Source organism: Cupriavidus sp. CP313 (assembly GCF_054072015.1).
Map to the genome: position 1 here is coordinate 74,122 of NZ_JBSVZB010000029.1, position 15,390 is coordinate 89,511.

12 protein-coding genes are annotated in these 15,390 nt (G+C 68.1%); 7 read left to right on the forward strand and 5 right to left on the reverse strand.

From position 1 onward, the window contains the following. Window positions 1-240: 240 nt before the first annotated feature. Window positions 241-495, reverse strand: a complete 255-nt coding sequence (locus ACW4E8_RS30965) for a hypothetical protein (RefSeq protein ID WP_456808009.1) — start codon at window positions 493-495, stop codon at window positions 241-243. Window positions 496-695: 200 nt separating this feature from the next. Between ACW4E8_RS30965 and ACW4E8_RS30970 the strand changes: the two genes are divergently transcribed. After that, window positions 696-1,643 carry a LysR family transcriptional regulator gene (locus ACW4E8_RS30970; RefSeq protein WP_456808010.1) on the forward strand — a complete coding sequence of 316 codons (948 nt, stop codon included), beginning with the start codon at window positions 696-698 and terminating at the stop codon, window positions 1,641-1,643. Between the two features lie 73 nt (window positions 1,644-1,716). Here the strand turns inward: ACW4E8_RS30970 and ACW4E8_RS30975 are convergent, their stop codons facing one another. The 4 genes from ACW4E8_RS30975 to ACW4E8_RS30990 form a co-directional block, all read right to left on the reverse strand. Beyond that, window positions 1,717-4,389 carry a DNA topoisomerase III gene (locus ACW4E8_RS30975; protein WP_456808011.1) on the reverse strand — a complete coding sequence of 891 codons (2,673 nt, stop codon included), beginning with the start codon at window positions 4,387-4,389 and terminating at the stop codon, window positions 1,717-1,719. 147 nt (window positions 4,390-4,536) lie between these two features. Continuing rightward, a complete protein-coding gene (locus ACW4E8_RS30980) occupies window positions 4,537-4,941 on the reverse strand; it encodes a thioredoxin domain-containing protein (protein ID WP_456808012.1) in 405 nt (134 codons plus the stop codon). A 68-nt stretch (window positions 4,942-5,009) separates the two neighbouring features. After that, complete coding sequence (gene dprA / locus ACW4E8_RS30985) at window positions 5,010-6,209, reverse strand: DNA-processing protein DprA (protein ID WP_456808013.1); 1,200 nt, start codon at window positions 6,207-6,209, stop codon at window positions 5,010-5,012. A 7-nt stretch (window positions 6,210-6,216) separates the two neighbouring features. After that, the gene (locus ACW4E8_RS30990) at window positions 6,217-7,398 is read right to left on the reverse strand and encodes a LysM peptidoglycan-binding domain-containing protein (RefSeq protein WP_456808014.1); all 1,182 of its coding nucleotides are present in this window, start codon (window positions 7,396-7,398) and stop codon (window positions 6,217-6,219) included. 159 nt (window positions 7,399-7,557) lie between these two features. Here ACW4E8_RS30990 and def point away from each other — a divergent pair, with 159 nt between their 5' ends. The 6 genes from def to ACW4E8_RS31020 all read left to right on the forward strand — a co-directional run bounded on the left by def (window position 7,558) and on the right by ACW4E8_RS31020 (window position 15,366). Next, complete coding sequence (def, locus tag ACW4E8_RS30995) at window positions 7,558-8,064, forward strand: peptide deformylase (RefSeq protein ID WP_114135476.1); 507 nt, start codon at window positions 7,558-7,560, stop codon at window positions 8,062-8,064. 152 nt (window positions 8,065-8,216) lie between these two features. Further along, on the forward strand, window positions 8,217-9,233 hold the full coding sequence (fmt, locus tag ACW4E8_RS31000; protein WP_456808015.1) for a methionyl-tRNA formyltransferase: 1,017 nt from the start codon (window positions 8,217-8,219) through the stop codon (window positions 9,231-9,233). A gap of 369 nt (window positions 9,234-9,602) precedes the next feature. After that, window positions 9,603-10,463, forward strand: a complete 861-nt coding sequence (htpX, locus tag ACW4E8_RS31005; RefSeq protein WP_456808016.1) for a zinc metalloprotease HtpX — start codon at window positions 9,603-9,605, stop codon at window positions 10,461-10,463. A gap of 143 nt (window positions 10,464-10,606) precedes the next feature. Next, window positions 10,607-12,028, forward strand: a complete 1,422-nt coding sequence (gene rsmB, locus ACW4E8_RS31010) for a 16S rRNA (cytosine(967)-C(5))-methyltransferase RsmB (protein WP_456808017.1) — start codon at window positions 10,607-10,609, stop codon at window positions 12,026-12,028. A 9-nt stretch (window positions 12,029-12,037) separates the two neighbouring features. Beyond that, window positions 12,038-12,937 carry a DUF4390 domain-containing protein gene (locus ACW4E8_RS31015; RefSeq protein ID WP_456808018.1) on the forward strand — a complete coding sequence of 300 codons (900 nt, stop codon included), beginning with the start codon at window positions 12,038-12,040 and terminating at the stop codon, window positions 12,935-12,937. Then, window positions 12,934-15,366, forward strand: coding sequence for a sensor histidine kinase (locus ACW4E8_RS31020; protein WP_456808019.1), 2,433 nt, complete (start codon window positions 12,934-12,936; stop codon window positions 15,364-15,366). The genes ACW4E8_RS31015 and ACW4E8_RS31020 overlap by 4 nt, the downstream gene beginning before the upstream one ends. Window positions 15,367-15,390: the final 24 nt, after the last annotated feature.

Genomic DNA, 15,390 nt, shown 5'->3' on the forward strand with positions numbered 1-15,390 from the left:
GCGTCTGGCATAATCATTCGCCAGTGGTTGCAAACCCGCCGGATGCAGAAACAAAGAAGCCCGCAACCGGAACCGGTGCGGGCTTCTTCTCCAATAAAGGCGGAGAGGCTGCGAGGCGCTCCCCCAAGGACCTGTGGAGACCAGGTTTGAAGCAGGCGGGGCCGCACAAGGGGAGGAAGCGGCCCCGGGATCGCGCTGCCAGGCCGCCCAGGGAGGCGGGCCTGAGGCGGCCAGGCGGCCTTACAGCGGCGCGCGATCGGTAGTGGTGTCGTACTTGGCGCCTTCGGCGTACGTATCGAACTTGCCGGCGCGGGCGCCTTCGGCGAACGTGTCGAACTTGCCGGCGCGGGCACCGTCGGTGTACGGATCGAACTTGGCTACCTTGGCGCCGTCGGTGAACACATCGAACTTGCCGTTCTTGGCAAAGGCCGGTGCGGCCGACAGTGCGGCGGCGAGGGTGGCGACAGCGATCAGGGCGTAGCGGTTGGTTTTCATGATTCAGGCTTTCTCTATTGCATGGATGCCTGAGCCGTCACTTCGACGAAAGACTATGTTGCGTTGCGGCATCCGATGGCTAGATATTAGGCATTTCCCTCATATCAATAAATATCAGGATCCACAATGATTAGTTTTGATTCGAACAATAAAATAGGCTGATTACGTAAGAATTCAGCGCAGAATCGGGAGACTGTGTCATGGATCGCCTGCAATCGATGCGTGTGTTTTCCAAGGTGGTGGAACTGGGAAGCTTCGCGCGTGCAGCGCAGCAGCTGGAAATGTCCAACGCAGTGGTGACGCGCTACGTGGCCGACCTGGAAAGCCATCTGGGCACGCGCCTGCTCAACCGCACCACCCGCAGCCTGTCGCTGACCGACGCCGGCGAAACCTACCTGCAGCGCTGCCAGCAGATCCTGGAAGACGTGGAAGAAGCCGAAAGCGTGGTCACGGCGCGCAGCCAGTCGCTGTCCGGCACGCTGCGGCTGGTCACCCCGGTGATGTTCGGCCTGCACCTGCTGCCGGAATTGCTGGCACGGTTCCAGCAGCTGTATCCGGACGTGGTGTTCGACGTGATCCTGTCGGACCGCAACGTCGATATCGTCGAAGAAGGCCGCGACGTCGCCGTGATGCTGTCCGACCTGGGCCTGGGCTCGCACCTGGTGGCGCGCCCGCTGCTGTCGGCCGAAGTGATCCTGTGCGCGTCGCCGGGCTACGTGGCGGCGCACGCGCCGATCCGCCATGCCCATGAACTAAGCAACCATCGCTGCATCGCCATGCGCCTGCCCAGCGCCGAGCACGAATGGACGCTGCTGGGCCCGGAAGGCGAGGTGACCGTGCCGATCCGCCCCGGGCTGCTGTGCAGCAATGCCGAACTGGCCCACCAGGCGGCGCTGGCCGACATGGGCGTGGCCATGCTGTCGTCCTACCTGGCGCGTCCCAATATCGAATCCGGCAAGCTGGTGCACGTGCTGCCGCAATACCAGCTGCCGCGGCGCGATGTCAGCGTGGTCTACCCGAGCCGCAAGTTTTTGCCGACCAAGGTGCGCGCCTTTATCGACTTCCTGCTCGAAGAAGGGCAGGTACGGGGCAAGGAAGCGCTGCCGGCGCCAGCCGCCAGCCACGGCGCGCAAGCCATGCGCACCTGAGCGGCTGCCTGGCTGAGCCACCCAAAGCAAAACGCCCGGCAATGCCGGGCGTTTTGCCGTGACGCGCTGACGCTTACTCGCCGGCGGCCGCCGCGCGCGACTTCTTGGCCGCGGCGGTCTTGGCGGGGGCCTTCTTGGCCGCCGCCTTCTTTGCCGGCGCCTTGGTGGCTGGCGTCTTGGCCGCGGTCTTCGCTGCCGTCTTGGTTGCCGGCGCCGCCTCGGCCGCGCCATTCGATGCCGCCTTGGCCGTGCTCTTCGCCGCCGTCTTGGCGCCCGCCTTGGGCTCGCGCGCCTCGAACTCGAAGCCGATCTTGCCGTCCGGCTGCTTGACCAGGAAGGCCTTGAAGTTGCGGCCGGTGCGCGACGACTTGAACCCCGTCAGCAGGTCGGTCTTGCCGTCGGTGAGCAGCTTGCCGATCTGCTCGCGGCTGATTTCCTGCTGCAGGATGATCTTGCCGGTGGTGAAGTCGCAGCTCTTGGGGCTGGTCGTGCTGTTCTCGCAGACGTACTTCATGCCGTGCTCGAACACCGAGCCGCCGCACTTCGGGCAGGAACCCACCGGCTCCTGGCCGCTGAAGTCGACCGGTTCGCCGTCGTTGTCGTCGTCATTCTGGCCGAAGTCGAATTCCATCTTGTAATGGCCTTCGTCGTCCTTGCCCAGCTTGAGGATGGCGGCGAACGGACGGCCCATCTTGCTGCGGAAGCCCTGCAGCGGACCGATTTCCTTCTTCAGCAGCAGCTCCTCGACCTCTTCGATCTCGAACTGGCGCCCGCCCGGGATCTTGCTGATCGAGAACTCGCACGCGGTGCAGGCAAAGCGGCGGTAGTTCTCCTTGACCTGCCCGCCGCATTGCGGGCACGGCGTGTCCAGCGTGGCGTAGTCGCCCGGGATGGTGTCGCTGTCGTATTCCTTGGCGCGCTTGACGATCTGCTGCGTCATCTGCGCGATCTCAAGCATGAACTCGTCGCGCTTCATGCGCCCGCGCTCGATCTGCGAGAGCTTGTGCTCCCATTCGCCGGTCAGCTCGGCCTGCGTCAGTTCCAGCACGCCCAGGCCGCGCAACAGCGTCATCAGCTGGAACGCCTTGGCCGTCGGGATCAGCTCGCGGCCTTCGCGCACGAGGTATTTTTCCGTCAGCAGGCCTTCGATGATGGCCGCGCGCGTCGCCGGCGTGCCCAGGCCCTTGCCGGCCATGGCTTCGCGCAGCGCGTCGTCGTCCACCAGCTTGCCGGCGCCTTCCATGGCCGACAGCAGCGTGGCTTCGTTGTAGCGTGCGGGCGGCTTGGTGGTCAGGCCGACGCTCTCGACCTTGTCGGTCTTGACCTTTTCGTCCTTGGCCACCGGCACCAGGTTGGCGGCATCCTTGTCGCCCTGCGCCTCGCGGCCGTAGATCACCAGCCAGCCCGGGTTGACCAGCACCTTGCCTTCGGTCTTGAAGTGGTGGCCGGCGACTTCCGTGATGCGGGTGGTGACCTGGAACTCGGCCGCCGGGAAGAACACCGCCAGGAAGCGGCGCACCACCAGGTCGTACAGCTTCTGCTCTGGCTCGGACAGGTTCTTGGGCGCCTGCAGCGTCGGGATGATGGCGAAGTGGTCGCTGATCTTGCTGTTGTCGAAGATCTTCTTGTTCGGCTTGACCCAGCCCTGCGCCAGGATCTTCTTGGCGTGCGGCAGGTAGTTGGGCGAACTGTCGGCCAGCATGTCCATGGTCTGCTTGACCGTGTCCAGGTAGTCCTCGGGCAGCGCGCGCGCATCGGTACGCGGGTAGGTCAGGACCTTGTGCTTTTCATACAGGGCCTGCGCCAGGCCCAGCGTGTTCTTGGCCGAGAAGCCGAAGCGCGAGTTGGCCTCGCGCTGCAGCGTGGTCAGGTCGAACAGCGCCGGCGACTGCTGCGTCGACGGCTTGGATTCCTCGGTGACGGTGCCCGGCTTGTCGCGGCAGGCGGCAACGATGCTCTTGGCCTCGGCCTCGCTCCACAGGCGCGATTCGCGCGCCTCGGGATCGAACTCGCTCTTCTTGAACTTGGGGTCGTACCAGCGGCCTTCGTACAGGCCGGCGGCGGCGATGAACTCGGCCCGCACTTCCCAGTAGTCGCGCGGCACGAAGTGCTTGATCTTCTCTTCACGCTCCACCACGATCGACAGCGTCGGCGTCTGCACGCGGCCCACGGTGGTCAGGAAGAAGCCGCCGCCCTTGCTGTTGAAGGCGGTCATGGCGCGGGTGCCGTTGATGCCGACCAGCCAGTCGGCCTCCGACCGGCAGCGCGCGGCGTCGGCCAGCGGCAGCATGTCTTCGTCTTCGCGCAGGCTGGCGAAGCCATCGCGGATCGCCTGCTGCGTCATCGACTGCAGCCACAGCCGGCGCACCGGCTGCTTGGCCTTGGCCTGTTGCGCGATCAGCCGGAAGATCAGTTCGCCTTCGCGCCCCGCGTCACAGGCGTTGATCAGGGCGGTGACATCCTTGCGCTTGATCAGCCGGTTCAGCACCTTCAGGCGCGACTCGGTCTTGGCGATCGGGCGCAGGTCGAAATGCGGCGGGATCACCGGCAGGTTGGCGAAGCTCCACTTGCCGCGCTTGACCTCGTAATCGTCCGGCGCGGCGATCTCGACCAGGTGGCCGACGGCGGAGGACAGCACGTAGTCGTCGCTCTCGAAATACTCGTCGTGCTTGGTAAACCCCCCGAGGGCACGGGCGATATCCGCCGCGACCGACGGTTTTTCCGCGATGATGAGGGCTTTTGACATGGGAAGGGTCCTTGCGAGCTGCATCCGGCAACCCGCGAATTGCACTACAAACGAAGTAATCAGAACGCCGGGGGGCTATGAGGCGCCAATAATAAGCGCGGTTTCAACGGCGGTGCAAGCAAGCTCCGCCGCCGCCCTTGGCGCCGCCTAGGCGGCGCTGCTCCCCCCGGCAAGCAACCAGTCCAGCACCTGCGGCACGTCTTCGGCGCTCGCCGGCATCGCCGCACCGCGGCTCAGCATGCGTTCCAGCACCTCGATGTGCGGCAGCAGGGTGCCATAGAACTGGGGCGTGCCACCCGACGCAGGCTGCACCAGCAGCGTCGGGAAATTCTCAATATCGATATCGCCAAGCGCATCCGCATGCGTCTCGATGTCGATCCAGACGAAGCAATCCTCCGGATGGCGCGCGGCCAGCGCGGTCAGCGCCGCCAGATAGTCCCGGCACGTGCCGCACCACTGCGCGCACAGGCAGGCCACCAGGCGGCCCTGCGGCCGCGCCGCCAGGCACTCGGCAATGGCGCCGGCGTCACGTTCTGGAAAGTAAACGGTCATGGCATCGGAAACATGAGGCGCCCGCGGCACGCGGGCTGCCGGCGATTGTATCGGTATTGCGCCGCGGCTCACCCAAGCCGCCGGAACAGGTTTCCCGGTAGACGCTCGGCGTGCCCGGCCAGTTCCAGTTCCAGCAGGCGCGCCGCGGCGACTTCCGGCGGCTGGCCGCTGCGCTCGCACAGCGCATCCAGCGTAACCGGATCGTAGCCGAGAGCGGCCAGCAGGGGGTCGGCGTGGCCAGCAAAGTCAGAAAGATCCGGTTGCTCCGGCGCGGCCGCGGGAACGCGCCTGGCAGCAGGGCGGGCAGGTGCCGGCAGCAGGTTGATCTCTTCCAGCACGTCCTCCACGCTCTCCACCAGCTTCGCGCCCTGGCGGATCAGCAGGTGGCAGCCTGCTGACAGCGGCGCGTGGATCGAGCCCGGGACCGCAAATACCTCGCGCCCCAGCTCGGCCGCCAGCCGTGCGGTGATCAGCGAGCCCGAGCGCGCTGCGGCCTCCACCACCAGCACCCCGCGCGCCAGGGCCGCGATGATGCGGTTGCGGCGCGGGAAGTTGGCGGGCAGGCCCTGCATGCCGAGCGGGAATTCGGTGACGATGGCGCCGCGCGCGGCCACTTCGTGCGCCAGCGCCAGGTTCTCGGCCGGATAGACCCGGTCGGCCCCCGTACCCGTAACAGCGACGGTACCGCCGCAGCCCTGCAACCCGCCGGCATGGGCGGCGGCATCGACGCCCAGCGCCAGCCCCGAAACCACCGCCAGCCCCGACTCCGACAGCGCCCGCCCGAAGGCCTGCGCATCGCGCTTGCCCTGCTCGGTGGCACCGCGCGCGCCGACGATGGCCACCGCGGGACGCGCCAGCAGCGCGGGATCGCCTTTGATATATAGCAGCGGCGGCGGATCCGGCAGGTCGAGCAGGCGGGCAGGGTAGGCGTCGTCGCCGAACGTGACCACGTGGTTGCCGGGTGTGCCGAGCCAGGCGAGGGTGCGTTCGACCAGTGCCGGCAGCCCGGTGCCGGGCCTGGCCAGCACCGCGTGCGCGTGTTTCTTGGGGACGACGGAAGACAGCGCTGCCACGCTCTGCGCCAGGATCTGCTGCGGCAACCCGAATGCGGCCAGCAGCAGGCGCACCGTGACCGGGCCGACCCCAGGCGCACAGGCGAGCTGCAGCCACGCCTTCAGCTCGTCGGGATCGCGCGTGGTGACCTGCCGGGCAGTGCCGGCATGGCAAAGGGAAGCGGCGGCCGCCGGGGCCGCCTGCGATGTCGCCAAGACCGGCTCAGCGCGGCGAGGTCGCCCGGTCGCCGACCGCGATCACGTTGGAGGCGTCGGTGACCAGCGCATACGACACCCCCGGGAACACGCGGAAGACAAAGGCCAGGCCGTAGCGCTCGTCGGGCAGGCGGATGGCGCGGTTGCTGTCGGTCTTGTCGGCGACGGTCTCGCCGGTGCGCGACAGCGCCAGCACGTGCCCGGGCTCCACTCCGGCCTGGCTGCCGAGGTTGAGCACCACCACCTGCCTGGCGCCGCCGAACTCGACCCCGCCATAGACCTTGGCCACACGGCCGTCGAACTGCGTATCGGGCGCGTGCGGCACATAGCGCACCGCTTCGCGCGCGGGCTGCGGCATCAGCAGCGTGCCCACGCCCATCTCCTGCCTGGCCTGCGTGACCTGCATGGTCGAGACCGCATCCGGGCCCTGCGCACCGCGCGCCAGGCGCACGTTGCCTTCGTATTCGGCCTCGTAGCCGAGCACGGCATTGGTGACGGGGTCGCGCACCGGGGTGACCGGGCGGTAGGCCTGCCAGTCGCTGCCTTGCGGCGCGTCGGCGGGGATGCCGCGCGCGTAGCCGGTGTCGTCGCGGCCAAGGATGACGCGCGACTCGGACACGGCGACGATGCGCGCCGAGGTGGCCAGCGTGTCCTGGTCGACCACCAGCGGGCGGATCAGGAAGGGCTCGATATCGGAGGACGCGATGCTCTGGATGGCGGCGCCGTCGGCGGCGTTGCCGCGCACCTGCGGCGACAGGCGCACCGTGCCGCTGCCGGCGGGCGTGGTCGACAGCCAGGCGCGGCCGTCGCGCTGGATCAGGTACAGGATCTGTCCCGGATAGATCAGGTGCGGGTTGCGGATCTGTTGCCGGTTCATGCCCCATAGCTCAGGCCAGCGCCATGGCTGGCGCAGGAAGCGGCCCGAGATCCCCCACAGCGTGTCACCCATGCGCACGGTGTACTGCGACGGCGCATTGGCAGCCAGGTCTGAAACGGGGATGCCCTGTTGGGCCGTGCGCTGAGCTTCGGCCTGCTGTGCCGGCGTGACCGTCAGGTCCGCGGCCAGGGCCGGAAGCGTGGCCGCGGCAGTGAAGCCAGCGGCACTCAACAACGCATAAGCAAACTTAGGGGTGAACGCGTGCAGCCTGCGGCCCGACGCCGCCTGGTGTTCTTTGGTAAGATCGCGCATTTTCCTGACCGGCCGTGGTTCGGCCGGATTGACCCGGGAGAGCGCGCCTGTTGCGGCGCGCCTTGAATTTTTGTACTTGCGCCCCGATTCTGCATGTAAACACCGGCCGCCGCAACGCGGCCCGGTTGCCGGCAGCAGCCGGCGTTGCGCCTGAGCATCATGGCAAAACTCGATATCCTGACCTACCCTGATCCCCGCCTGCACACCGTTGCCAAACCCGTAGCGGCGGTGGACGACCGTATCCGCCAGCTGGTGAAGGACATGGCTGAAACCATGTATGAAGCGCCCGGCATCGGGCTGGCCGCCACGCAAGTCAACGTGCACGAGCAGGTGGTGGTGATCGACGTCTCGGAAACGCGCGACCAGCTCCAGGTCTTTATCAACCCGGAGATCCTCTGGGCCAGCGACAACCGCAAGGTGTGGGAAGAGGGCTGCCTGTCGGTGCCCGAGGTCTACGACCGCGTCGAGCGCCCCGACCGGGTGCGCGTGCGCGCGCTCAACGAGAAGGGCGAAAGCTTCGAGCTCGAAGCCGACGACCTGCTGGCGGTCTGCATCCAGCACGAGATCGATCACCTGCGCGGCAAGGTCTTTGTCGAGTACCTGTCGCCGCTCAAGCTCAACCGCATCAAGAGCAGGCTGCAGAAGCGCGAGCGCACCCGCATGTAAGCGGCGTCCTGCCACAAAGATGTAACAGCCCGCCCGGAATCCCGCCGCCAGCGCGCGGCGCCCGCGCGGGGTCTGTTATCTTTATGACTTCCGAAGAACAAAAGTACCGGCCGCGATAGCGGCCGGTTCTGCTTCAGGCCACGGAACCTGCCATGTCCCAAGCCAGACCCCTGCGTGTCGCCTTTGCCGGCACGCCCGAGTTCGCGCGCGTCGCGCTGGAAGCCATCCACGCCGCCGGTTTTCCCGTCGTGGCCGTGCTGACGCAGCCTGACCGCCCCGCCGGCCGCGGCATGCACCTGCAGGCCAGCCCGGTGAAACAGTTCGCCGCCGCCAGCGGCCTTGGGCCGGTGCTGCAGCCGCGCTCGCTGCGCCGCCAGGGCAAGTACCCGGAAGACGCCGCCGCGGCCATCGACGCGCTCGCCGGCACCGCCCCCGACGTGATGGTGGTGGCCGCCTACGGCCTGATCCTGCCGGCCGAGGTGCTGACCCTGCCGCGCCTGGGCTGCCTGAATATCCACGGCTCGCTGCTGCCGCGCTGGCGCGGCGCGGCGCCGATCCACCGCGCCATCGAAGCGGGCGATGCCGAGACCGGCATCACGCTGATGCAAATGGACGAAGGCCTGGACACCGGCGACATGCTCACGCGCGAGGCCGTGCCGATCGGCCCGGACGACACCACCGGCACGCTGCACGACACCCTGGCCGCGCTGGGCGCGCGCATGACCGTGGCGGCCCTGCAGGAACTGGCCGCCGGCCGCGCGCTGGCCGCCACGCCGCAGCCGGCCGAAGGCGTCACCTACGCCGAGAAGATTGCCAAGGACGAGGCGCCGCTGGACCTGCGCCGCCCGGCCGCGGCGCTGGCCAACCAGGTGCGCGCGTTCAACCCCTTCCCGGGCGCGACGGTGCAGGTCGGCGATACCGTGATCAAGTGCTGGCACGCCGAGCCGCTGGCCGCCGCCAGCAGCCTGCCGCATCCGCCCGGCACGGTGCTGGCGGCCGACGCCGCCGGCATCCTCATCGCCTGCGGCGAGGGCAGCGCACTGCAGGTCACCGAGCTGCAGAAGCCGGGCGGGCGCCGCCAGCCGGCGCAGCAGTTCCTGCAAGGCCTGCCGCTGCCGCCGGGCACGCGCTGCGCGGTACCCGGCAACGGCGCCGCCGCGCAGGCATAATCGGGCGGGCCTTTGCCGCACATGGCGGCATAAGAACCTGTTTCAGAATGAAAAAGGGGCCCGGCAGCAGCCTTCCCTGCGGGTTCAAGCCAGGCGCGGCGCATGCGTTGTTGCGGGCCTTGACCTTGGAATGACCAAGGCCGGCGGCCCACGCCTAGCCTGCGCCGCGCCTGGCTTGAGCGCGTCCCCTTTTTCATTCTGAAACGGGTTCTAAGTGCCGGCGGAACCGCCCGGCGGGCGCAATCCGCCACGGCTCCCCCTGAAACCGTTGAACAGCCGTTGAATTTTCGGGTATCACCCCCTATCTAACGGTCATCGCGTCCGCTTTCCCCCCGGGACGCGGCTCACGATTACACGGAGATCACCGCAATGTTCAACTGGGTCAAGACCTTCATGCTGATGGCGGCCATCACGGCGCTGTTCATCGTCATCGGCGGCATGATCGGCGGGCGCAGCGGCATGATGATGGCGCTGCTGCTTGCGCTGGGCATGAACTTCTTCTCCTACTGGTTCTCGGACAAGATGGTCCTGCGCATGTACAACGCGCAGGAAGTCGACGCCGGCAGCGCGCCGCAGTTCTACGGCATGGTGCAGGAGCTGGCGCAGCGCGCCGGCCTGCCGATGCCGCGCGTGTACCTGATCAATGAAGACGCGCCCAACGCCTTTGCCACCGGCCGCAACCCGGAACACGCCGCGGTGGCGGCCACCACCGGCATCCTGCGCGTGCTGTCCGAGCGCGAGCTGCGCGGCGTGATGGCGCATGAGCTGGCGCACGTACGCCACCGCGACATCCTGACCTCGACCATCGCCGCCACCATGGCCGGTGCCATTTCCGCGCTAGCCAATATGGCGATGTTCTTCGGCGGGCGCGACGAGAACGGCAACCGCAGCAACCCGATCGCCAGCATTGCCGTCGCAATCCTGGCCCCGCTGGCGGCCTCGCTGATCCAGATGGCAATCTCGCGCGCACGTGAGTTCGAAGCCGACCGCGGCGGCGCCGAGATCAGCGGCGACCCGCAGGCACTGGCCAGCGCGCTGGACAAGATCCACCGCTACGCCCAGGGCATCCCGTTCCAGGCGGCCGAAGAACACCCGGCCACGGCGCAGATGATGATCATGAACCCGCTCTCGGGCGGCGCCATCGCCAACTTGTTCTCGACCCACCCGGCCACCGAGGAGCGCATCGCGCGCCTGATGCAGATGGCCCAGACCGGCATCTATCCCGCCTGAGCGGCCGGAAATCCGGGGTAGGGCCCCCGCACAGGGTAAACTGCCCGCTGTTCCGCAGGACCGGCGGGCTTTTTTTGTGCCCGCGCCGGCCTGCTTCCCGATTCCAACGCCTGACCCGCTGCCTGACCCGCCGCCTGACCGATATGCGCCTGCCTCCCGATTCGCTTGCCTTCCAGATGCTTGGCGCCGCCGCCGCGGTGCGCGCCGTCAGCGAAGGCACAGCCTTGCCCCAGGCGATCGAGGACGCCGCCGCGCAACTGCGGCTGGACCGCGTGCATGATGCCGCCACGCGCGGCGCGCTGCAGGACATCGCCTATCGCACCATGCGCCAGTTCGGCACGGCACGCGCACTGGTGACGAAGCTGGTCACGCGCCCGCCGGGCGCGCAGGTCGATTCGCTGCTGGCCGTGTCGCTGGCACTGCTGCTGGAGCACGCACCGGGCCCGCGCGACAAGCAGGACAGCGCGGACAAGGCGCGCCAGGACGCGGACGCCGGCCGCCCGGGCTACAGCACCTTCACGGTGGTCGACCAGGCGGTCAGCGCCGCCGCCTCCGAACCCAAGACTGCGCATGCGCGCGGCCTGGTCAACGCGGTGCTGCGCCGTTTCCTGCGCGAACGCAAGGCGCTGCTGGCCGACGTCAACCGCGACGAGCAGGCACGCTGGAACTTGCCGCCGTGGTGGTTGCGCATGCTGCGCGAGGCCTACCCGGACCAGTGGATGGCCCTGGCCGCCAGCGCCAACGTGCGCCCGCCGATGACGGTGCGCGTCAACACCGCGCGCGTGTCCGTGCAGCAGTACCAGACCGATCTTGCCAACGCCGGCCTGGCTGGCCATGTGGTCGGCCCGCAGGCCGTGCGCCTGGTGCGCGCGGTGCCGGTGACGCAGTTGCCGGGTTTTGCCGAAGGCGTGGTCTCGGTGCAGGATGCCGGCGCGCAGCTGGCCGCGCCGCTGCTCGAGGTGGCCGACGGCATGCGCGTGCTGGATGCCTGCGCGGCGCCCGGCGGCAAGACCGGGCACCTGCTGGAACTGGCCGATATTGAAGTCACCGCGGTGGAAAGCGACCCGCAGCGCACCACCCGCATCGGCGAGAACCTGGCGCGCCTGGGCAAGGAGGCCAGGATCGTGGTCGGCGATGCCAGCCGGCCCGCCGACTGGTGGGACGGCCAGCCCTTTGACCGCATCCTCGCCGACGTGCCGTGCTCGGCTTCGGGCATTGTGCGGCGCCATCCCGATATCCGCTGGCTGCGCCGTGAGACCGATATTGCCAAGCTCATCACCGAGCAGCGCCGCATCGTCTCGCAACTGTGGCCGCTGCTCAAACCGGGCGGCATCCTGGTCTATGTCACCTGTTCTATTTTCCCAACGGAAGGCGAGGAGCAGGCGCGCTGGTTTGGTGCACAGCTGGCAGATGCGATACGATTGCAGGCGCCGGGGCAGCTGCTGCCCGGCACCCATACCACGCAAGCAGCCGGCGCCAATGGCGAAAAGGCCGCCAGTGCCGGCACCAGCCTGCCGTCGGATCACGATGGCTTCTTCTACGCCCGCTTCCAGAAACGCGCCTGATCTGATCCGATGCTGAGCACGCCGCGCCTGTCAGACTTCCGCGTCATGGTGGACACGAACGTGGACACTACCGCGGACCAGGCGTACCTGCATCTGCGCCCCGGCGGCGCGGGCAGGCGTGGCCTGCTGGCGCGGTGGTGGCTTGCACTGGTGCTGGCGCTCGCCTCGGTACTGTGGTTGCCGCCCGTCGCGCGCGCGCAGGTCATCGAGGCCACCGAGGCGCGCATCGAATTCCAGGACGGCGGCTTCGAGCTTGCCGCCAGCTTCGACTTCGACCTGCCGCCCGTGCTGGAAGACGCATTGCACAAGGGCATCTCCCTCTATTTCGCAGTCGACTTCCAGCTCTCGCGCTCGCGCTGGTACTGGTTCGACGACAAGCCGGTCAACACCAGCCGCAGCGTGCGCCTGTCGTACCAGCCGCTGACGCGCCAGTACCGTGTCTCCACCGGCGGCCTGCAGCTGCCGTTCACGCGCCTGAAGAGCGCGCTGCAGTTCATCCAGCGCGTGCGCGGCTGGCGCGTGTTCGAGCGCAATGCGGTCAAGCCGGGCGAGAGCTACCACGCGGAAGTGCGCATGCGGCTGGACCTGTCGCAACTGCCCAAGCCGTTCCAGATCAACGCCGTCAACACGCGTGAATGGAACCTGGCCTCCGACTGGCGGCGCTTTGTCTATACGGTGCCGACGGACCTGAACGCACCGCCGCCGCCGCCGCCGCCGCCGCCGCCGCCCGCAGCGCCGCCCGCGCCGGCCCCAGGGCCCGCATCGCCGGCGCTGCCGGCCTCGCCCGCCGTACCCGCACCTGCGTCGGCGCCTGCCGCTGCCATTGACTCACGCGGCCTGACCATGCAGACGGTGTCGTACGGGCTGTCGCCCGCACTGCTGGTGCAGCCCGCATCGGGCCAGCCATGAACAACTCGCTGTGGGACAGCCGGTTCCGGCGCGTGCTGTACCGCGTCGTGGCCGGGATCATCGTCTTCCTGGCGCTGGTGCTGGTGGGCCTGCTGGCCGGCGCATCGGCCAACACCGAATTCTTCGATCGCTATTTCACGCTGCTGTTCAAGGTGAACCTGGTGATCGGCGCCCTGCTGGTGCTGATCGTGGGTGCGCTGGCGCTGACGCTGTGGCTGCGCTATCGCCGCGGCAAGTTCGGCACGCGGCTGATGACCAAGCTCGCCGTGTTCTTCGGCGTGGTGGGCGTGCTGCCCGGCGTGCTGATCTACCTGGTATCGCTGCAGTTCGTCTCGCGCAGCATCGAGTCCTGGTTCGACGTGCGCGTGGAAACCGCGCTCGAGGCCGGCCTGAACCTGGGCCGCTCCACCATCGACAGCTCGCTCGCCGACCTGCAGGGCAAGGCACGCCTGATGGCCGAGCAGCTCGCCGGCGCCTCCGGCGTGGCCACCTCGCTGCAGCTGAACCGGCTGCGCGAGCAGTATGGCGTTCAGGAAGCCGCCATCTTCACCGGCAGCGGCCGCGTGCTGGCCACGGCGTCCAGCAACTATGCGTCGCTGGTGCCGGACCTGCCTTCCGGCGTGCTGGCCGAACAGGCTCGGCTGGCCGGCGGCTACGCGGCGGTGGAGGGCGGCACCGACCCGTCGGGCGACGGCAGGCCGAACACCGAGCGCGTCGACAGCAGCCACCTGTACCGGCTGCGCGTGATCATTCCGCTGGGCGCTAGCCCAACCACGGCACAGGATGACGCGGCAGTCGGCAGCGCCCCGCGCGCGCTGGCCAAGCCGCCGCGCTGGGCCGGCTCCGGCCTGTCCGTGGAGCGCCGCCCGGAGGAATCGCCGTCGAGCGCCTTCGGCCTGGTCGGCGAGACCGTGCGCGAAGAGCGTTACCTGCAGGTGCTGCACCCGGTGCCGGCGGTGCTCGCTCGCAATGCCGACGAGGTCCAGCGCGCGTACCAGGAATACCAGGAAAAGGCGCTGGGCCGCACCGGCCTGCGCAAGATGTATATCGGCACGCTGACGCTGACGCTGTTCCTGGCCGTCTTCATCGCGGTGATGCTGGCGCTGCTGCTGGGCGGGCAGTTGGCGCGGCCGCTGCTGATGCTGCTGCAGGGGACCAAGGAAGTGGCCGAGGGCGACCTCTCGCCCAAGCGCGAACTGAAAAGCCGCGATGAACTGGGCATGCTGACGCAGCAGTTCAACCAGATGACGCGCCAGCTGGCCGAGGCGCGGCTGGCGGTGGAAGAGAACCGCACCGCGCTGGAGCAATCGAAGGCCTACCTGGAAAGCGTGCTGCAGAACCTGACCGCCGGCGTGCTGGTGTTCGACCGCCGCTTTGTGCTGATTACCGCCAATCCCGGCGCGGAGCGCATCTTCCGCCAGCCGCTCGGCGCGGTGCTGGGCCTGCCGGTTGAGCAGATCCCTGGCATGGGGCCGTTCGGCGAGATCGTGCGCCAGGCCTTCTCGGACCAGAACACCAGCGAGGTGCTGGGCGGCGCCCAGCACTGGCAGAAGCAGATCGAGCTGCCGCAGGGCGAGGAACAGCCGCTTACGCTGCTGGTGCGCGGCGCACGCCTGCCCGGCGGCGAGCGCGATGAGCCGGGCTACGTGATCGTGTTCGACGATATCTCCGATGTGATGGCCGCTCAACGCTCGGTGGCCTGGGGCGAGGTGGCACGGCGCCTCGCGCACGAGATCAAGAACCCGCTGACGCCGATCCAGCTCTCGGCCGAGCGCCTGCAGATGAAGCTCTCGCCCAAGCTCGCAGGCACCGACGCCGATGTGCTCAAGCGTGGCGCCGCCACCATCGTCAACCAGGTGGCCGCGATGAAGCGCATGGTCGATGACTTCCGCGACTACGCGCGCACGCCGCCCGCGGTGCTGCAGTCGCTGCAGCTCAACAGCCTGGTGGCGGAGGTGCTGCACCTGTACGGCATCGATGATCCCGCGGTGCACGAGCACCCGGTGATCCATCCGGCGCTGGGCACCGCGCTGCCCGAGATCAAGGGCGATCCGACGCAGTTGCGCCAGGTCATCCACAACCTGCTGCAGAACGCACAGGATGCCGCCGCCGAGAACGTCGCGGCCGGTAGGGCGGCGCCCCATATCACTCTGCACACCGAGACTGTAGAATACAAAGATTCTGCCGGCGAAAACCGGCAGGCCGTCAAGCTCACCATTGCGGACAATGGTCCCGGTTTTGCACCACGAATCCTGAGCCGTGCGTTCGAGCCCTACGTGACCACGAAAGCCAAGGGCACGGGTCTGGGGCTCGCGATGGTAAAGAAGATCATTGACGAACACGGCGCGCGCATCGAGTTGCGCAATCGCATGGAAGGTGCGGAGATCGTCGGTGCACAGATCTCGATCCTGTTCGTTAAACTGACATAGTCAACAATGGCGTCCGGTCCCGGA